Source organism: Pseudochryseolinea flava, from assembly GCF_003286915.1.
In the GTDB taxonomy this organism is placed as follows: domain Bacteria; phylum Bacteroidota; class Bacteroidia; order Cytophagales; family Cyclobacteriaceae; genus Ohtaekwangia; species Ohtaekwangia flava.
The window spans coordinates 78,764-99,114 of record NZ_QMFY01000006.1 but is presented as its reverse complement, the minus strand read 5'-3'; the positions used below and the strand labels follow the sequence as shown (position 1 = coordinate 99,114).

The following is a 20,351-nucleotide window of genomic DNA, read 5'->3' as shown; positions in this document are numbered from 1 at the left end:
AATGTTATCACTCCATCGCTCGAAGGTCCGACGTAAAATAGTTGATCATCGGCGTCTGCTGTAAAACATCCATCTGCGCCAAAAACTCTATGTACGCGTAATAGACACTTTGTTTTAATTTCACAGCCACGATCTCTAATTTCAAAATGTTCGCATTCAACCGAATCCTTACCGCAGGATTGTTTCCCTGCATGGTGTTGAGTGTCTTGGAAATATTATCGACACGCAACGACTTAATCTTTTCCTGAATACTAGTATACCTTTTGATGAGGTTCCGTAACTGCTCTCTGGCGCGAATTGAAGCCGTTTGTTGTTCTGTCGACACCTCTTGCTTTTCCTGTTCTTCTTCCATCATCTCTATCTTGCGCTTCGCCATGTCTCCTTTATTCGGGTTGAATATGGGTATGGTAACCCCTGCCGAAATACTCCATGGATGCCGCCCCTGCGCCTTCCTGAATTCTTCATAGGTCGCCTGAACAAAACCAAGATTTACATTCGCTTTTTCCAAAGTATATTCTTTTTTTGCAAGTGTAATGCGCTCGTTGTGATAGGCTATTGTACTGGGCGTAGCGGGAACACTAAAGATACTATCGACGATCATCATCATGCGCTCAAATGTAAGCGTATCACTTTTCCACGCCGTTGGGTCTGTGTCTGTCTTATAGATTGTTGTTATCTGCCGTGCTACGTCGTCACGCTCAAATGCCGCTTCTTCAGCCTCTACGTCTCGGTCGATTTGATCAAGCTTCAACTTCACATAGTCTTCACCATCGAAAAAATCTGAGTACTGCTGCTGTTCCATGATGCCGATATACGTATCGATCAATTCACGCTCCTTCTGCCTGACATTCTTCAATTCTTGATGATACCGTAAATCTGCCAACAATAAATAACGCTCATACAAAGCTTCTTTCAACAACACTCCCCGCTCTAACGCTAACATTGATCTGTATTGGCGAAAGTATTGATTGTTGTTTCGTAACTCCCACGGATTTGCTGGATTTACCCGCAGTCCATACTCCTGTCGTGTGGGATCGAGTTGATTACTCGCAGTACGCAGCTCAATCTTTTGCAGTGGCGCAAGGCGGTAAGGTTTCTCATCTAAATATTTGATCTGATTATCGACAGATTTTACTTCCGAATCTTCTCGTGCAGCAAGTAAAAATCCCTCCGCATCGTTTTGTGCGTATACGGCCACCGTTGCACTGATCAACACGGAGAAAAGAACTGGCAACGCGCGTAACATCAATTTCATTTCACTAAAACTTTCTGACCATTCGCCAATTCGTTATTGCCTTCAATCTCGATGAATACTTCGCGACCGAATGCCTTAATTGCGGTGGACTTCTGTAAAATCTCTGGAAGTTCTGTTACCGAACCGTAACCAATTACTTTTCCGCCAACCTCATTCGCCGACTGTAAACCGTAAGCCTTTACAGTCACCTTTGATCCAACATCAAACTGCGAAGTCTTTGGACCAACGAGATACGCCACCACTGCGGCAGGTCTCAACGGCGTTACCGAAAGCAATGGCGTAAAGGCATTCACTTGCTCACCTGTTTTGATGTAGACGTTTCCGATCACGCCATCGTTCATCGCATATTTACTGAGCTTCTTCTTCTCTTCTAATAAAAGTGCAAGTTCTCGCTCCGATAATCTGATCTGATTAATCAGCTGTGTTTGATCAAGGGCATGATCCTTTTGAAGATCACTAATCTTGATATCAACCGCTGATTGATGTTTCCGTTGCTGTTCACGAAGCGAGTTTATCTTCACTTGCAATGGACTTTTCGAATCGTCGCTCACTGAATCTTTCACAAATGCTTTCGTCAACTTCCGATTCAATTCTATCTCGCTTTGCGTTTGACTTATCTCCGCTTCAAGCTCTTCATCCACTATACCTTCATCAGCTACGATGTAGGCGATTTTCGACTCAACATTCTTGGCCTTCACTTGCTGTTCACCACGCATTACCTCCAAGCGGTCTTGTAGTTTTTCAATCTCGATATCCAATGCTGTGCTCGAAAGCTCCATCAATAGATCTCCCATTTTAACTTGCTGACCAGGCACGACTAATACACTTTTTACGATCGATGCTTTTTCTGCATTGATTTTATACTCTTTCGAGCTTGCGATACCAACAGATGAACTTGTGCTTCCTTTGAAGTAACGTCCACTGATATAAATCATTCCAACGAACAAAAGTCCGATGAATACATAGTACCAATTAAATCCTGATTGCTGTTTCATTGTGGTCAGTTCAAAACTTCATTGGGTGTAATTTTCACTTGACGCACACCGTCAATAAGCTTCAGATCACTCACGAGTTGAAACTTATCTTCATCGCGAGAAAACGAAATTGAATACTGGTACCGCATACCTTTCTCACGATCGTCAGAAATATTGATCACTTTGTAATCGCGCGAAAATCGTTCAATAGTCGAAATAACTTCTTCTAAGTGACTGGCATCAATCAACGTAAAATAAAGACGGCTATTAAAGTAGAAGCTTCTGAAAGGTGAAAAGTGCAGAATAAACGCAACGATGCTAAAGAGCATTGTGCCGGCAAAAGAAATCGTAAATCCATATACACCGATCGCTAGCCCTGTACTCAGTGCGGCAAATAAAAACAATACGTCGCGTGGATCGTCAATGCGAGTCCTAAAACGAATGATCGCCATCGCACCGAAAACACCGAGTCCACGCGCAAGACTATCGCCAATGGCCATCATCACCATTGTCGTAACAATCGCACCGAGAATCAGTGACTGAAAAAAGTTCTTTGGATACTGATCGCCTGTAAATGTTAAACGATGAACAATCGCGATGATGGAGGACAAAAGAAAAGCCCACACAAAAGAGTACAGAATATTCACCATCTGTGAATACTCATACACGGGCTGATCCGGAAATAACTCGAACATTGGGGTTGGTTTGGTTTAGGTCGGCTTCTGACGAGCGATTATTTGTTATTCGATGATCCCTGACTTGGTGTGAGCGAACCCCACGTATCGCCGCCATCGCTGGTACGTCCATAAGAGACATCATCAGCTTGAGCGCCGTACGTATAAGAATCTATCAGGCGCCCATCGATATAAAATAAACCGATATCTTCACCTGTTCCACTAAGTTTGAAATTCAAGTGATACGATCCTTGATCTCTCATTTCATCTGCCCAGAACACCACAAAGCCACCTGCAGGAATCGGCGGAACATCTGATGGAATTTTACTACCAAACGGATTGTCTTTGTTATCTGAGAGATACATACCAGCAATCGGTACTGCAAAGTCATTCGGATTATAAATTTCGATCCAATCATCAAACTCTTCCGCACCACTATCGTCATCAGGACAGCACGATACATTGAGCGCCATAAATTCGTTGATCTTCAATACAGGAAGTTCATCATCGTTCAATAAATAGTCGTGGTAGTTTTCTGTGTTTGCCGGATGACGTGACTGAACACCAGCACTGCTCTTCGCCAAAATGTAATATTCAATTTCGCCTTCAGCATTCTGCGCAGGAATCGTTGCTGAATAAATTGATCCGGCAGCAACCATGTTCAATTCTTTAAATGAACCGCCATCAAATCTGTAAACAAGTTTAACACTTCCGATGATTGTTGCACTGATAACTTTGGCGGTAACATTGACGTCCTGATTCAACCCTGGCACTAACGGTATGCGTGTAACATCGCTTATCGCTGGCGCATTAGCATCATTGTTCGATTCAGCTTTACTTGAGTTCCCTGAAATTTGAAATCCACCTGTTCCATCAGGAAATCTTCCGAATGACTGTCCATTACTGAGCGCTGGCACTTCAGCTTTGTCAATTAATGTTCCACTTGCGTTCTCGAGGTATATTGTTTCGCCATCAGAAGTAATCTTGAAATTGGTATGAATGCCTGTTGCAGTCCCGTCAGCTAAGAGTACCAAGAACCCATTCGCAGGAACAGTGGTACCGGCTGGCAACGTATACTTATCTGTTTCGTCGTCAAATATTTTATATCCACCAATGTTCATTGGAGAATCTGACGAATTGTATAACTCAATCCAGTCATCGCCTGCACTGTAAACTTCGTTGATAGCGACTTCTTCCGGTGTTGGCTCCGGATCTTCATCATCCCCAGGTCCGCATGAGGCTAGAAATGCTGTAGCGAGTGCAAGTACCAACCATGCGCTACCGTTAACGATATGCTTTTTTAGTTCCGAAAAGGGGGCAGTTTGAGGCATATTAATTATAATGAATCCTTAAAGATATGGTAATATTACAGAAATATCACAGCTACGTCGATTGCTAAACGTAGCCAAACGCATAAGATTTTGTATTCTTCGCCATGAATTCACACCATCGCGATCTTCTTGAAGCAATTGAGCATGCCGCGGGTGAACCAACACAGCATACTTTTTCCGATACCTACCTCGGAAACTCTAATCCCAGGTTCGCCATCAATGCGCCCACGCTCCGTGCAATAGCCCGCACGTGGTCTATGGAAAACAAAGCACTTTCGCAAAATGAATTTGTCACAACCATCGACAGCCTAATCAAAGGCGTATCGTCAACTGAGAAAATGTTGGCAGGGATGCTGTTGGATCGCGCGACTGCGGACCAACGAGCCTTTAACCCAAAATCTTTTGATAAGTGGCTAGAACATCTGTGCGGTTGGGCTGAAGTGGATGTTGTTTGCACGGGAGCTTTTACAAGCAAAACTTTACCCTTACAACCTAACGCATGGTCGCCTCTATTAACAAAGTTCTCTAAAAGTAAAGACATCCATAAAAGACGAGCTTCATTGGTCTTTTTGTGCTCACCTATGAGCCACCACAAAGCATCATGGATGGAAGCAATAGCCATCCATAACATCGAGCGACTAAAATCTGAGAAAGAAATTTTGATCACAAAAGCAATCTCGTGGTTGTTGCGTAGCATGATCAAAAATTATCGCAGCACAGTAGAAAAATATCTAAAGCTGCAGGGTGATACCTTACCCGCAATCGCGTTGAGAGAAACGAAAACAAAACTATTGACGGGAAGAAAATGATGGCAGAACATAAAGACGCAATGCAGTTAATTGCCGGCATTATTGCCATGATCGCCTACATCCCACTGATTGTCGGCATCGCGCGAAACAAAGCCGAACAAAGTTTTGCTGCATTTCTTTTATGGGCATTATTGGATTCTATCGCTACGATTACAACCTATCTTGAACATGGAAATTATTGGCTTCCCTTCAGTAATGTAATAGGCACTATAACGGTCACGCTACTGCTCGTCGTTAAGCGCCAAGTATCTTGGTCGTGGGTAGAAAATGTTACCGCGTTCCTGGTTATTATTTGCGTTGCTATTTGGTATTCCGCCGGGGAGCAAGCTGGCATTGTGGCCAGTAGCCTCGCCGTTGTAATTGCCAGCATCCCACAAATGGTCGACACGTTTAAGCGTCCACGCACCACGCCCGTACTTTCTTACATCCTGTTCTTCAGTGCAAATGTGGTCTCATTTCTCGCCGGCAGAACATGGACTATCGAAGAACGTTTCTATGCTGCATGTTCCATGTTCCTCTGTTTCGTGATCATCTTTTTTGCCTTCTCACGACGCACTACGCATCGATAAATCAAACCGTTTTCCCCAACTATGTCTACGTACTTCTACGCATAAGTCTACGGACAACAGCGTAAATTCAAATACAACCTTCTTCGGATAAAGCTTAGCCATGGGAGCGTTAACTTTGTATGCACTTTTAATGTGTACGAAGCGCTCATTTTTTCTCAAACATCGCTGTCATGAAGAAAAACTATTATCAAGAGAAAGCCAACGGCTCTGCAGGAGCGGGTTCCTCGAAAACGCCAAATGACCTTTTGAAGCGAATTGCTGAACTCGAAAAGTCACAGCTGCACCTTCAGCAGCTCGTTGACAACACATCGGACGTGTTCATTCAGTTTAATGAAACGCGTAAAATTAACTTCATCAACACCGCGGGTGAGACGCTTTTTGCTCATCCTAAATCAGATATCGTCGGAAAAAACATACAGCAGTTCCTGCCGACGACAATAGTTAACGTCGATGAATTGATTTCGAATGAGCAACCTTATCACTTTCGCTATATCAACACCGACAGTACCTACCGTTGGCTCAATGTGAGCATTTCGAAAAGGAAACATCAGGACGAAATTCAGTACACGCTCGTATTAAAAAACATCTCGGAAGAGATGCGATTGGAAGAAGATTTGAAGAGCTATAAAGAACAAACGCAAGCGCAAGAAGAAGAGATGCGTCAAACGATGGAAGAAATGACTTCCACACAAGAAGAGATGGCGCGCAAGCAAATGGAAATTGAAGGACAGATGAGTGCAATCAATGCAACATTGGCGTTCATTGAATTTTCACCGGATGGCACAGTGCTTCTTGCGAATGAATTATTTCTTTCAGCCATGAAGTGCGAGCTCAAAGATATTGTCGGCAAACATCACAGCATTTTCTGCGACGCGCAGTATATCAAAACCAATGCGTACACGACTTTCTGGAATAATCTCCGCAAAGGAATTGCACAGTCTGGAGAATTTAAACGCCATGCACTAGACGGATCGGAAGTTTGGTTACTGGCAAACTATACGCCTGTCGTCGATCGTTTTGGTCACGTCGTAAAAGTTGTAAAACTTGCCAACGACATCACGAAGGTCAAACTGGCATCCGCAAATTATCAGGGGCAAATTGACGCCATCAGTAAATCACAAGCTGTCATCGAATTTGATTTGAATGGCACTATTTTATCAGCAAACGATAACTTCTTAAAAACGCTTGGATATTCCCTAGCAGAAATCACTGGCCAACATCACCGCTTGTTTGTACCGCCGGCCATCGCCAATAGTCGGGAGTATGCCGATTTCTGGCAGAAGCTTAGCCTCGGCGAATTCTATTCCGGAGAATTTCAGCGTATTGGCAAAAACGGAAAAGACATCTGGATTCAAGCATCATATAATCCAATTTTTGATTTGAACGGAAGGCCATTCAAGGTTGTAAAGTTCGCGACCGACATCACAGCACAAAAACTTTTAGCCGCCGACAACAAAGGTCAAATGGATGCCGTCAATCGTTCTAATGCCGTTATTGAATTCGAACTCGATGGAACGATCCTTCATGCAAATGACAACTTCTTAAACTTGCTCGGTTATTCTATTCACGATGTGAAAGGCAAGCATCATCGCATGTTTGTAGAACAGAAGTACGCGCAAAGTCAGGAGTATAAAGATTTTTGGTCAGCACTCAACCGCGGCGAATTTATATCCGGAAATTTCACTCGCATCAACCGCAAAGGCGAAGAGATTTACATCCAGGCGTCGTACAATCCGATCTTCGATATCAATGGTCGTCCCATGAAAGTGGTGAAGTATGCAACTGATGCAACGGAATTTACACGTGCCCTGAAAGCTGTGTCGAAATTTACAAGTGAGCTTGCTGAAGGAAACTTGCGCGCCGAGTTAAACATTAAAGCAGAAGGCGACATCGGCAAGATGGTGAACGATAACATCGCCCTTCGCAATACATTACAACGGATTCTTACGGACGTCAATAAGGTGGTGCAGGCTGCAGGAAACGAAGGTAAACTTCAAACCCGACTTAACATCGCTGATGCAAAAGGTGCATGGCGCGAGCTTACAGATTCCATCAATCAGCTTTTGCAATCTATAGCCGAACCAGTAATGGAATTTAATAAGATCATTACAGAGATGTCAAATGGAGATCTTACACAACGGTTCCGTATGCTCGCCAATGGTGACATCAAAAATATGGCGAGTGCATTGAATAAAGCCATCGACAATCTTAACGACTTGCTTTACAGCATTGGCATGAACGCAGACGTCGTCGCTAGTTCATCAATGAACATGTTGCAGAAAACGGAGAGCATGAAGCGCAATACCAATGAAGTAGCCGCAGCGATATCGCAGATGGCAAAAGGCGCACAAGATCAGGCCGCAAGAACAGATGAATCGTCGAAACTCGTGGAGAAAGTAATGAACTCTGCGAACGACATGGAGAAAAAAGCAAACCACATCAACAAGGCTGCAGAGAAAGGACAAAAGAGCAGCGAAAGCGGATTGAAGATCATGAAGACTTTGGTCAATAACATGAGCGGCATCAATGAGTCTGCTGGACTAACATCTAAATCTATCGATATCTTAACACGTCGTTCAGAAGAAATCGGCCGTACGTTAAATGTAATCACTGACATTGCTAGTCAGACAAATCTCCTCGCCTTGAATGCAGCAATTGAAGCGGCACGCGCAGGCGACGCAGGTCGTGGTTTCGCTGTTGTTGCAGAAGAGATCAGGAAGCTTGCTGAAGATTCACGCAAGTCTGCTGTCGAGATAGAAAAGATTATTAGCGATGTTCAAAAAGATACGCAAGCCGCAACGAAAGCAATTGACACCATGCAGCGTAGTGTAAAAGACGGAAACGCTGCCACGAATGAAGCACAGGATATCTTCCAAGAAATTGCAAAGTCCAGCCATGAAACTTTTAGTTTCTCGAAGGAAATTCAAGAAGCTACCAGCGGGCAACGTTCGACAATAGATATCGTCGTGAAAAACATCGAACAGATTGTTGTTGTCGCAGAAGAGACTGCTGCAGGAACACAGGAAGCTGCGAGCGCGTCGCAGCAATTGAATGGTGCCATGGGCGAAATTACCGAGGGCAGCAACAAGCTTTCTGGCGTCGCCCTCGAACTTCAAACAGGCATTAACAAATTTAAATTGAAAAAAGTCGGGTAACCGAAATCGATACTGAAAGGTGAGTTGTTTGTGCAGAACACCGGAGTGAGGGCTTCGGTGTTTCTTTTTTCAATGCTGGTAACATCAACATTCGTCTAGCATTTCCGTATATTTGATTTTTACAACATCTTATGCCAGACATCACATCGCTCGAACAGTTCTACAAAGATACGGCGACATTGATTCCAGAAGGCATCAATAAAGAAATTGGTCACTTCAACGTATTTCGCATCAGCGAACTGATGACGCGCTTACGGGAGAAACCTGGCATGCCCTACAACCGCCGCGCCTACTATAAGATCAGCTTGATTATCGGAAAAAATACCGCGGAATACGCAGACAAAGTGATTGAGATCAAGAAGAACGCTTTGCTGTTTGCGACACCGAAAATTCCGTATAACTACATTCCGCAAGACGACAAACAAACAGGTCACTTCTGCATTTTTACGAGTGATTTTCTGTTGCAAAACAAGACTGGCGTCGTGCTCGATGAACTCCCTATTTTTAAACCCGGCGGCATTCCTATTTTCACCCTAACCGCCGATCAAGTAAAAGAACTTGAAATACTGTTCACGAAAATGCATCGGGAACTCTCTTCTGATTACGCATTTAAATATGATCTGTTAAGAAATTACGTACTCGAACTTATTCACTTCGGGCAAAAACTCCAACCTGCCACTACGCTTTACACCAGCCATAATGCGTCAGCACGTGTATCGTCGCTTTTTATTGAATTGTTGGAGCGTCAATTTCCAATTGAATCACCACAACAAAAACTAATCCTTCGAACAGCGAAAGATTTCGCAGACAGGTTATCCGTGCACGTAAACCATTTGAATAAAGTGCTCAAGGAAAATACGGGCAAAACGACTACGGATCTGATCACATCAAGGGTCGTACAAGAAGCTAAAATTCTCTTAAAGCAAACGAATTGGAACGTTTCTGAGATCGCTTACAGCTTGGGCTTCGAAGAAGTCGCGCATTTTTCAAACTTCTTCAAAAAACAAACAACGGTCGCGCCGCTTACATTCCGGGCTTGATTTGATTTTTACAAACCTTGGATTGATCTGCGCAAACACTTCCCCATCGCCGTCGATGATCTTTGTATCATCAAAAACAAACAACGATGGCAAACAAGAATAAAATTGCACTGGTTACTGGCGGAAGCCGCGGTCTTGGAAAGGATATGGCAATCAACCTCGCCAAGAAAGGAATAGACGTCATCTTAACATACAACAGCAAGAAAGACGAAGGGCAAGCGGTTGTCGAAGAAATAAAACAAGCAGGGCAAAAAGCTGTTGCATTACAATTCGATGCTGGTAATGTAAAAAGTTTCACAGCATTCATCGAACTGGTAAAAACAACGCTAAAGACGACTTTCAACACTGATCGTTTTGACTTTCTAATCAACAACGCCGGCATTGGTATTCACGCTGCGTTTTCTGAAACCACTGAAGACCAATTCGATCAACTTGTAAACATTCATTTCAAGGGCGTATTCTTCCTGACACAAAAGTCGCTTCCCATCTTAAACGACGGCGGACGTATTATCAACATCTCGACAGGTCTTGCACGTTTTTCAACACCTGGTTATGCAGCCTACGCTTCGATGAAAGGCGGTATTGAAACGTTATCACGATACATGGCAAAAGAGCTCGGCGCAAGAGGCATTGCCGTGAACGTAGTAGCACCGGGTGCGATCGAAACCGATTTTGGAGGTGGTGTTGTTCGCGACAACGAACAGCTAAACAAATATATCGCCGGTGTTACAGCACTTGGTCGTGTTGGTCGTGCTGACGATATCGGAAGCGTCGTGGCATTCCTCTGTACCGAAGAAGCAAAATGGATTAATGCACAACGAATAGAAGTATCAGGCGGAATGAATCTATAATCGCCTGGCAGTAAAAGGAAAAGTAATCATGCTGTGTTGCTTTTCCTTTTATTTCCACGCGTCTTCGCCTTCGGCATTGCCGTGGTAATACTTGTTGACCTTTGCATCGATGTTAATTTTCCAATACTCAACCCCTGCACAACAATGGAGAACACAACGATATAATAAGTAATCGCCAGAAATAAATTCTGATGTAGGTGTTGATCTATCGTAAGCGCTAAAGCTACAGACACGCCACCACGAAGTCCTCCCCACACCAAAATAGTTATGGTCTTTGCATCGAACTTCCCGATGTTGGGCACAAACCTAATCGGAAGCCAGATCGAGAAAAATCTTGCCAAGAGTACAATCGCGATACTGATCAACCCAACTTGCCAATATTCACGTATATCATTGATGAGTAGTAACTCAAACCCAATGATCAAGAACAGCATGGCATTGAGAATTTCATCGATCAACTCCCAAAACTTATCCAAATAATCTTTATCTGCGGCAGACATCGCAGTAGCCTTGCCGTAGTTACCAATCACTAATCCCGCGGCAACCATTGTGAGAGGTCCGGAAATGTGGAGATACTGTGTAACCAAATATCCACCCATCACGATCGCGAGGGTAATCATCACTGTGACGTTATAATTATTGATACGTTTGATGCCTTGCGAGCCGATGAATCCAAGTAAGAGTCCGATCAACAAACCACCAACAGCTTCACGAATGAACAAACCTGTCACGTTCGCAAACGTTAGATCATTTTCGCCTCCACGCGCAAGTTGCAGCAACACGGTGAACAACACGACGGCTACACCGTCATTAAACAACGACTCACCGGCTACCTTTATCTCCAATGTTTTTCTGATCCCGGCCTTTCGCAAAATGCCAATCACAGCAATCGGGTCTGTTGGTGATATAAGTGCTCCGAAAACCAAACACAAAATGAATGGGATTTCAAGCTGCATGAGCATAAACATGAAATACATCATCGCACCAACAAGTACCGTCGAGATGATTACACCTACTGTTGAAAAAATCATGATCGGAATGCGCTGCTTGCGTAGATCGTGCAAGCTGATGTGAATAGCGCCTGCAAACAACAAGAAGTTCAACATCGCCCCCATGAGTACTTCGGTGAAGTCAACACTCGCGATGACATTTGAGAATCCTTGAATAAGACTAGGGTATGAATTACCTGCAACCACCAAACCAATAGAGGCCATGATGGCAATAAGCATCACGCCGATGGTTGACGGGAGCTTCAGGTATCGCAAATTCAAATAGGAAAACACCGCCGCCAAGACAATCAAGATTGAGAAGGAGTAGTATAATTCCATGTGTAATTTTTAAGGCAGGTTTAAAGATAGCAACATTGCCGGGCAATAGGAAACAGATCAAGCAACGTGTACTGAAATGTAGAAAATTGTATCTTTTCTCAGCTACTTTCTGAAGTATATAAAAAAAAGCGTGAGCAACAGACCCACGCTAATTTTTTTTAATACAAAATTAATTTCAGCACTACTTCATCTCGACACGAATTCCCTGCGAGTGACTTGAAAATTCCGGTGCATACATACACTGTATTGTTGTAACGCCATTTGAGAAATCTCCTTTCTGCGACACCCTTAAGGCATACTCAAAAACGTAAGTCCCCTTCGGAAGGTATCCGATAAAAAAATTTGTCGCCAAATCCTTTGGACTTTCGTAGTACCATAACCCATCTTGGTACTTATGGGTTGATATTGTCGACACCGGTTCAAATCCTGCAGCGCGCATATCTTTCATATGAACATACTCCATCGTTCTGTCTACACGAAGCTCAATACGAACTTTCACAAGGTCGCCTAGCCGTAGCGTTGTCTTTTCATTCACCGGTGTAATCACCGGTCCACGATCCGTGTTCTGTTGCAGGAATAGATCTTTCTTTAACTTCAGTGGTGTTTCCACCGGCGTAATCTTATCAAGCTGCTCGAAATACTGCCAGTAAGCGGCTCCCCAAGCAACACCTTCATCGGTTTTTGTAACTGTAATTGAACCCATCTCTGATTTAACTTCATCCGCTTGCCACGCTGTTTTAAAATATCCCGTGCCCGCCTCTACTTTTGCATCCGCGCGCTTCGTCGGATCGACAACTTCGTTTCCAACTTTTACTTCTACAAGTTTACTACTCGCCAACGCATCCGTTCCGCGACGTAGCAATGCATAACACGCCTCCACTGTGGCTTTGGTTGTGCGCCAATCTTGCGTTTGCTTCTGCTTCAGCAACCACGCCTTCATATCCTCCACAGCCGCCACATCATTCGCAACCTCGTCGTATACCTCAATCATAAGCGCCTGTGTTTCAATCGGAGCCTGATACCAATAATATCCGACGTCGCTTTTCCAGTACATGCCCATCTCTTCAGAATGCAATGCGCGTTCGGAGAATGACTTGATCATATTCTTCGGCGTTTCTTTATCACCAAACCTACTCAATGCCAAACATGTCATGCCTTGCAAGTAAAGATTTGTCTTCAACCAATATCTTTTTGCTTGGTCGAGATAATAATCAAAAGCCTCCTTACAGTTTGCCGGCACCGCTACATCTTTAAAATAACTTCGCGTGTACAAGTAATGATATTGCAAATATCCGATATGATTGTCTTCGAGTTTAATCTCCTTGCGTTTCGAACTTGCCTTCAAGCGATCATAGTCGTCCTTCATGTTCGCATCGATAAACGAAAGTGCGTGGTGGATCATCTGCCAGGTATCGCTATGGTCACGAACCGACTTCACACCCATCACATCAAGGTGCCCCATACCGGCAATAATATGCTGTGTCATGTAAGGATCAGAAGGGAACCCGGGAAACCAACTGAACCCACCGTTACCGTTTTGCGCTTTCGTGATCTTCTCTAAAGCACGACCTTGCTCAGAGGCCATTCGGTTCAGATCAAAAAGAACACCTACCATTCGCTTGCGCTGGCTTTCATCCTTCGCCTGCAACACCCATGGCGTTTCTTCCAACAATGCAGATTTCAATTCTTGATTCTTTTCAAGATTAGAAAGTAATGCGTCAGGCTGAATATTCTTCCACGTATCGAACACCTGCTTGATGCGTGGATTCGAATTGGCGATGTGCGATGCAATACTATTGGCGTAATACTTACTAAACGTTTGCTCCACGCAATCGTATGGATATTCCATCAGGTATGGCAGTGCTTGTATAGCATACCATGCAGGATTAGACGTATACTCCAATGTAAAACGCTGATGACGCAAGGTTGTTGACTTATTATTCATCAACTTCTCAAACTTGAACGTTTTCGTTTGCTTACCACGAATCGGAAGCGGTAATGTTTCTGTCACCAGCATACGATTCGTCACAACCGGAATCACCATTTCTTCACCATCAGAAAAATTCTCTGCCTTTGCAACAATACGATACGTGATCGCTTGAATTCCTTCTGGAATCTCGATTGCCCACTCTACACTTGTACTTTGACGCGCCTTCAATGCGAAACGCAAAGTTTTGTCATTGTTCTTCATCAACACATCCACAGGCTTCATCGTGAGCGCATCAAAAAACTCCAATTGCGCTTGACCATTAACGTCTTTGTCAACGAGACTACTGATCTTCGCAGAAAATTTCATTTTATCATTTTCACGGAAAAATCTAGGTTGATTCGGTACAACCATCAGATCCTTTTGCGTCACAAGCTGATTATAGGCAAATCCCGACTTCAAATCCTTCGTGTGTGCAAAGCCAAGCATTTTCCAACGTGTGAGCGCTTCTGGGATCGTAAAGTTCACGATGATCTCACCCTTCTCATTGGTCATCAGTTGCGGATAGAAAAATGCAGTTTCATTAAAATTCGTCCGAACCTTTACATCACCAAAATCGGCTTCTTTTTTTGATGGTCCCTGCGTTGGCGGTGGCGTGACATTGGCACTTACAGCGGCTTCAACGGGCGCCGCTTCTTTTTTCGCGCTATCCATCACAACTTCATTCAACGACTCTTCCGCTTCTCCTTTCGGAGCCGCCATAGCAGGTGCACTTTCTAACTTCATCACAGACTTCGAACGACGCGCACCGCCATGGAAACTGTAAAAATTAAAACCAAACCAATTCAGATTATCAAAATAAGCACTCTCTGCATAACGACTCGCGCGATCATTCCAATCGTTGGTATATACTTGCAATGCTTTTTGATTGAACCCATTCGACGAAGTCCAATTCAATCGTGAGTAGTTTGATCCGTAAAAGTTTGCCCACCAACTGTTCATACGGAATTCATCCAACGAAGCATCATATAATGTCGCCACCATCTCGGCGGCAACCTTGTCGGCATTTTTTCCTTTCACTAAAATCTTCCACTGTTCCTGCGCTCCAGGCTGCAGTTTATCACGGAACGTCGCGAAAGAAACATCGAGCATCTTGTTTGTAAACGGAACCGCTATATCCTGATGCATACTATACAATCGATTATGCTTGATGAAAGTATAATGCACGGCGATGTTACCACGATACTCTTCTTTTAAAGCTACCTCAAAAAGTCGCTGCTCAGATTTTAGATTCAGCCATTGACTCGATAACAAAGTACCATCAAGCTCAACCTCGTACAGTACATGGATGTTCTCAGAAGTACCTGCTACAAATGAAGCCTTCTCGCCAGGCTCACCACTCATCTTTAATGCGTGGTAGTGATGTACCAACGGTGTGGCTATTGTTTTCGCTGACGGAGAAAATACAGTGAAGTAATTTACCTCTTTCACATCTCCGCCATCCTTATCACGGGAAGTGATTTCGAACATGTATTCGCCAGCTGCCCAGCTTGCTAAATCAGGAACAGTGAACGTCTTTGCTTTTTCTGTATCGAAATTCAATTGGAGTACTTCACGCTGTTTTTCCCACTTCACCTTGTTGGTTTCGTCGTCGTAAAGATCTTGCGGAAAAAATTTGTAGTACTCTTCTCGTGAATAGAGATGTCTATCAGGTTGCTCCCACAAGCGATTGCGAAAGGCCTTGACCGACGGTTTCAATCGCCATATTTTAAGTTGACCTTTTGCTGCTTGAAATTGTCCTGCAAGGTTTGTCGTCGAGATAGAAAACTCATTCTTTAATGAACGATCATCTTTGTTAATGTTTCCGATGATTGCGTTCACCAATAAAGATTTGTAACCCACAGCAATCGACGTCGACGAACTGTGCGTCTCCCCGTTGATGTCTGTCACATCCGCATAGATGGTATAGGTGAATGTTGGATCAGCACTGCGATCGACGGACAAATCAGGAATTGCTTGAAAGTTCACCTCAAATTTCCCATTCACATCAGTTGTACCTTTGCCATGCGCGATCTCCATTGCAGGTGAGGTAGGATAGTGTCCCCAACGGTACCACCACCAGATAGGAAAGTTCGCCTGACGAACTACGCGATAACTCACCGCAGCACCATCGATGTTCGCGCCCGAATAGGCACGCGCAAAACCATTTGCTTTTATCGTCTCATTCAGCCTGAATGACGACGTGATCGGATCAAACCCAACTTCAAACTTAGGTCTCTTATATTCCTCCACGGAGAAATCAATACTTCCACTCTCATCGGAAGCTTGAATAGACATGTTGCCCGTCAAACCACTCGACGGTGCCGTGAGTACACCGTTAAATGTACCATACTCGTTTGTCGTAAAGGAAAGCTCACCTTGCTCCTGCCCGTTCACGTCATACAAGGTTACACTGGTGTGATATCCTACTTTAATCGTTGATTGCTTTCCATTTGTATCTACAACAAGGCCTTTGAAATAGATCTGCTGCCCAGGGCGATAGATAGCACGATCGAGGAAAAAGAATGTCTCCGTTTTGTTGTGAGGTCGCTCCTCACGATTCTGGTAGATGGTCCCTGAATGATAATAATAATTACCCGCATCAATAGGCTCCGTGCTGTTCACGTCATTCCCTTTCGTAAAATCAATCGAGAAATTTCGTGTATCGTCGGATTTAAAGTAAGCTACTTTCAGATAACCATTCGCATCGGTTTCATACGTTCCGACTTTCAGCTTTTCATACTGGTTCTTCTTATAATTATATCGCTGTGTAAACAAGTTCACGCCCACGTTTCCAATGGCCTCTCCCGATTCGCGGTGACGTGTATAAATTTCCGTACCACCATCAGCCGCATCGCGGTGAACATATGACAAGTTTGATACGCGTGTAAATCCATAGGCTAATGCATTGTTGGTGGATGCAAAGTCATTGCCATGACTAAACAACACGATGTACTCACCCGGAGGCGCTGCATCAAGTTTCACCTCAAGGGAATGTTGCTGATAGTCCTTGTCATCTGGCAATACAAATGAACCTGTTAACTGCGGTGTCTTCGACAAAAAATGACTGATAAACTTTCGCTCTTGCTCATCGTAATCGCGCTCCAACTTGCGCCGCAAATCGTACACCTCTTGTCGCGAAACTTTCACCAAACGATAATGCAACGCCGAAATATTTCTGTAGCGGATCAAAGCCCTGAACGGTTTTTCAGGGATATTATTCTCTTCAATTACAGCATCGATTGACTTATACAAAAGACTTTCTTGTAATTGTTCACAAAGAATAGCACCATCAGAAGACGGAAAACGTTTTTTAACTTCCTCACACAAATTATAAGCGGCGCGTAAATCCCATTTATGTTCGTCACTCACCAACGGTTTGTACTGCGATGAACGCCCAACGTATACTTGCGCTTTCTCATACACAACAACACCTACTATCGGATGATCTTTAACCTTTTGCTCCAGTTGCTCCAACGATTTAAAGTAGTAACTATCGTCTTTGATCGTCAAATGTTGCTGCACAAATTTCATTCGTTCTAAGTCGACATCCACCAACGCGTCAGGGTCTTCATCCTTCAGGTGGAAGCGAACAAGATCTTGCAATATTACCAGCGCTTGAAATTTCATCGATGAAGAATCTCTGCTATCAATTTTGACGTCTACGAATTGACCGGCGTCAGATAGGTATGCGGCGTTGTCGATTTCGAAAGCAAAGGCTGGCCTCGTGAGATGAGGTTCGTCTGATTTAAAAAAATCTACTGCCAGATGTGCAAGAAAATCATATAACGTCGGCCTAAATTTCCTTCCTTTTGTATTGGCTTTGTTCAATACCGGCTCATACACATCTATCTTGAGTTGTTTACTTTTTTCTGCATCGGCAAGACTCAGCTGATAATGCTTAAAGGTTTCTTCAGCAATTTTATCAAGGCTCCAAGTCTCAATATCTTGCGCATCGAAATTGATTGTTTTTGATCGATTATAAAATTGATAGCGATTACTCTGATAATACTGCCAATACAACTGTGCGAGCATGGAATGAAGTACAGGTTTAACCGGAAAAGTTGAAGCGGCTATCTCCTGCTTTAACTGTTCAAGGCTCTTAACGTAACCATCTTCTTCCTTGTCATTACGAAACTTCATTTGATGAATGATCGCCTTAACCAATTGCGCCGCGTTGTTTTCCGCTTTTGCTTGGCTGGCAATCTGATTAACTACTTTCAAAGCCGATTCAGGTAATCCTTTGTTCTCAAAATCCAAAACTTCCTTCCAGGCTTTTTCATAGTCGATTGATGTCATAGTATTGGGTTTATTTTGTGCAACGCATTGTGCTAAAATCAATAGCAGCGATAGGGCTAGAATTGAATTTTTCATAGTCATCAAAGTTAACAATCCATTGAATAATACCGCGTTCCGGTAAAAGTCACACACTAGATGCAGCGCAAACCGCGATTCCACAATGCTGTCGCACAATTATTTAGCTACACGAAAATGGGGTTGAGTTGATCGATAAAAGAATAAGAACGAAATGATGCACACAGGCGTCACCATAAAAGAACACGCGATGCAAATAAATATAGGACCTGTTTTTTTTTAAGCAGATGGAACCTCAAACAGAAGGTGTGTCGCTACCGCCCAACGTTCGCGAAAAAGTTAAAAACGCGGGAACAAAGTCAACATGACGACAAACAAATAACCAATAACCGATAACAAAAAAAGAAGGGATTAGTCTCCACTAACCCCTTCGTCCCAATTCACCCCAATTATGAACAACGCTATAATTAGGACTCGTGGAATGAATGGACTTTTACATCCATTCACTCGACAAATCTTAATTTACCATCCAGGGTTGTTTGGTCTTAAGTTTTCATTATTTCTGAAGTCTGCTGCCGGTAGCGGAAGCAAGAGATGTTTTTGCTCAAGTGTGTGCGGCTTTCCTGATACCACGATCACCGATCCTACAAATGGATCGAACTCATCATTTTCGGCGTCGTATACAAGCTGCAAACGAATCATGTCGAACCAGGTTAAATTTTCAAATGCAAGTTCATGCCAACGCTCTCTCAACACAGCCTCTTTAAAGCTTTCTTGCGTGAAAGTACCGATATCAGGCGTTGTAAGCCCTGCACGTGTGCGCACGGCAGCAAGTGCGTTATAAGCATCTGCTGTCAATGCACCTGCTTCATTTTGAGCTTCAGCATAGATGAGTAAAACCTCGGCGTAACGAATAAGCGGATAGTTAAGACCAGAGTTACCTGTCCCCGCAGCTCCGGGAGCACCATTCGCGGGCAAATCGAAATGTTTATAGATATACTTCTTATTAAAATCGATTTCGCTACCCGTGCCACCATTGTCAAAATACTTCTGAAAATAGTATCCCTTCTCTTCAATACGTTTGTCACCGGCTTCATAGCTGTCGAGGAAAATTTCTTTGGGCACGGTCGTTCCAACCTCACCGCTAGCCGTCACGTTTGTGTTGTTCGGAAGATACTTATCTTGGTAGCCTGCGTTAGCGATACCCGCGGCATATTGAATACTAAAGATGTGTTCAAATTTATTTTCATTTGCAGGTGTACGAATTAGATCCAATGTTGCAAACAAGCCGATCCCCTTATCGATACTTGTATTCGCGGCAGCATAGTCGATCACTTCTTTTGCTTTGTCCGCTGCAAGTTGGTAGTAACCATCTTTATTCATCGGTTCTCCTGCCATCACGAGATATACTTTTGCAAGCAGCGACTTCACTGCGGCACGCGATGCAAGTCCACTTGCATCCACCCATGGGAACTCGGCAGCTTCAGCATCTTTAAGATCGGCAACGATGAGGTCGTAAACACTTTCTTTAGAAGCACGAGATGGCGTAACCAACGGATCGAGGTAACTTGTTACTGGTTGCGTCATCAGCGGAACATCACCCCAAAGTTGCACAAGCCAGAAATAATGAAGTGCACGTAAAAACTTAGCGTGCCCTACCCACTTTATCTGAAGCTCTGGCTTGATATTGGGAATCGTAGGAATTTTTGTAATGGCAAGATTCGCATTGCCAATGCCTTCGTACAACTCTCTCCACCACTGCGACAATAACAAGTTATCACCAGTGTGCTCAAACGTGTATAAGTTGTTAAGGTCAGAGTTCTGCCCTGTTTCAGTTTCAGCTGTTCCACTTAAGGCATCCAGCATCTGAAAGTTCGACACGAAGATTCCCGCGCCACCACTGTGAAAACGCAAGTTTTCATAGATACCGTGCACGGCAAGTTCGGCGTGTTCAGGGAACGTAAAGAAAGTCTCAGGCTCGATGTTCGATGGATCTTCTTCATCGAGGAAACCCGAACATCCTGATCCCACCATTAAAGCGCCTGACAAGAACAAAGCAAATATTTTATGTATGTTGAATTTCAT

The 20,351-nt window shown here is 43.7% G+C and carries 12 protein-coding genes; 5 read left to right on the top strand and 7 right to left on the bottom strand.

The genetic code is table 11. The features are described from left to right. Window positions 1-7: 7 nt before the first annotated feature. From DQQ10_RS13210 to DQQ10_RS13195, 4 genes are read right to left on the bottom strand one after another with little or no spacing between them, the layout of a single operon-like run. On the bottom strand, window positions 8-1,255 hold the full coding sequence (locus DQQ10_RS13210; protein WP_112747355.1) for a hypothetical protein: 1,248 nt from the start codon (window positions 1,253-1,255) through the stop codon (window positions 8-10). After that, window positions 1,252-2,250 (bottom strand): HlyD family secretion protein, encoded by a 999-nt coding sequence (locus DQQ10_RS13205; RefSeq protein WP_112747354.1) that lies wholly within the window; start codon window positions 2,248-2,250, stop codon window positions 1,252-1,254. The genes DQQ10_RS13210 and DQQ10_RS13205 overlap by 4 nt, the downstream gene beginning before the upstream one ends. A 5-nt stretch (window positions 2,251-2,255) precedes the next feature. Beyond that, window positions 2,256-2,924, bottom strand: coding sequence for a DUF4956 domain-containing protein (locus DQQ10_RS13200; protein ID WP_112747353.1), 669 nt, complete (start codon window positions 2,922-2,924; stop codon window positions 2,256-2,258). A gap of 38 nt (window positions 2,925-2,962) precedes the next feature. Continuing rightward, window positions 2,963-4,234 (bottom strand): lamin tail domain-containing protein, encoded by a 1,272-nt coding sequence (locus DQQ10_RS13195; protein ID WP_112747352.1) that lies wholly within the window; start codon window positions 4,232-4,234, stop codon window positions 2,963-2,965. Window positions 4,235-4,338: 104 nt separating this feature from the next. Here DQQ10_RS13195 and DQQ10_RS13190 point away from each other — a divergent pair, with 104 nt between their 5' ends. The 5 genes from DQQ10_RS13190 (at window position 4,339) to DQQ10_RS13170 (ending at window position 10,658) form a co-directional block, all read left to right on the top strand. Beyond that, a complete protein-coding gene (locus DQQ10_RS13190) occupies window positions 4,339-5,043 on the top strand; it encodes a DNA alkylation repair protein (RefSeq protein WP_112747351.1) in 705 nt (234 codons plus the stop codon). Continuing rightward, window positions 5,040-5,612 carry a hypothetical protein gene (locus tag DQQ10_RS13185; protein WP_112747350.1) on the top strand — a complete coding sequence of 191 codons (573 nt, stop codon included), beginning with the start codon at window positions 5,040-5,042 and terminating at the stop codon, window positions 5,610-5,612. The genes DQQ10_RS13190 and DQQ10_RS13185 overlap by 4 nt, the downstream gene beginning before the upstream one ends. Window positions 5,613-5,782: 170 nt before the next feature. Further along, a complete protein-coding gene (locus DQQ10_RS13180; protein ID WP_112747349.1) occupies window positions 5,783-8,767 on the top strand; it encodes a methyl-accepting chemotaxis protein in 2,985 nt (994 codons plus the stop codon). Between the two features lie 131 nt (window positions 8,768-8,898). Further along, window positions 8,899-9,807 (top strand): helix-turn-helix domain-containing protein, encoded by a 909-nt coding sequence (locus tag DQQ10_RS13175; protein ID WP_112747348.1) that lies wholly within the window; start codon window positions 8,899-8,901, stop codon window positions 9,805-9,807. 86 nt (window positions 9,808-9,893) lie between these two features. Continuing rightward, a complete protein-coding gene (locus tag DQQ10_RS13170) occupies window positions 9,894-10,658 on the top strand; it encodes an SDR family NAD(P)-dependent oxidoreductase (RefSeq protein ID WP_112747347.1) in 765 nt (254 codons plus the stop codon). A 26-nt stretch (window positions 10,659-10,684) separates the two neighbouring features. Here the strand turns inward: DQQ10_RS13170 and DQQ10_RS13165 are convergent, their stop codons facing one another. The 3 genes from DQQ10_RS13165 to DQQ10_RS13155 all read right to left on the bottom strand — a co-directional run bounded on the left by DQQ10_RS13165 (window position 10,685) and on the right by DQQ10_RS13155 (window position 20,351). After that, on the bottom strand, window positions 10,685-11,986 hold the full coding sequence (locus DQQ10_RS13165; RefSeq protein WP_112747346.1) for a cation:proton antiporter: 1,302 nt from the start codon (window positions 11,984-11,986) through the stop codon (window positions 10,685-10,687). A 181-nt stretch (window positions 11,987-12,167) separates the two neighbouring features. After that, a complete protein-coding gene (locus tag DQQ10_RS13160) occupies window positions 12,168-18,326 on the bottom strand; it encodes an alpha-2-macroglobulin family protein (RefSeq protein WP_165823923.1) in 6,159 nt (2,052 codons plus the stop codon). A gap of 462 nt (window positions 18,327-18,788) precedes the next feature. Continuing rightward, window positions 18,789-20,351, bottom strand: a complete 1,563-nt coding sequence (locus DQQ10_RS13155; RefSeq protein WP_245970405.1) for a RagB/SusD family nutrient uptake outer membrane protein — start codon at window positions 20,349-20,351, stop codon at window positions 18,789-18,791.

Coding starts and splice junctions, on each gene's coding strand:
- DQQ10_RS13200 (WP_112747353.1), bottom strand. CDS start 2,924: ATGTTCGAGTTATTTCCGGATCAGCCCGTGTATGAGTATTCACAGATG.
- DQQ10_RS13175 (WP_112747348.1), top strand. CDS start 8,899: ATGCCAGACATCACATCGCTCGAACAGTTCTACAAAGATACGGCGACA.
- DQQ10_RS13180 (WP_112747349.1), top strand. CDS start 5,783: ATGAAGAAAAACTATTATCAAGAGAAAGCCAACGGCTCTGCAGGAGCG.
- DQQ10_RS13160 (WP_165823923.1), bottom strand. CDS start 18,326: ATGAAAAATTCAATTCTAGCCCTATCGCTGCTATTGATTTTAGCACAA.
- DQQ10_RS13210 (WP_112747355.1), bottom strand. CDS start 1,255: ATGAAATTGATGTTACGCGCGTTGCCAGTTCTTTTCTCCGTGTTGATC.
- DQQ10_RS13185 (WP_112747350.1), top strand. CDS start 5,040: ATGATGGCAGAACATAAAGACGCAATGCAGTTAATTGCCGGCATTATT.
- DQQ10_RS13155 (WP_245970405.1), bottom strand. CDS start 20,351: ATGAAATTCAACATACATAAAATATTTGCTTTGTTCTTGTCAGGCGCT.
- DQQ10_RS13195 (WP_112747352.1), bottom strand. CDS start 4,234: ATGCCTCAAACTGCCCCCTTTTCGGAACTAAAAAAGCATATCGTTAAC.
- DQQ10_RS13205 (WP_112747354.1), bottom strand. CDS start 2,250: ATGAAACAGCAATCAGGATTTAATTGGTACTATGTATTCATCGGACTT.
- DQQ10_RS13165 (WP_112747346.1), bottom strand. CDS start 11,986: ATGGAATTATACTACTCCTTCTCAATCTTGATTGTCTTGGCGGCGGTG.
- DQQ10_RS13190 (WP_112747351.1), top strand. CDS start 4,339: ATGAATTCACACCATCGCGATCTTCTTGAAGCAATTGAGCATGCCGCG.
- DQQ10_RS13170 (WP_112747347.1), top strand. CDS start 9,894: ATGGCAAACAAGAATAAAATTGCACTGGTTACTGGCGGAAGCCGCGGT.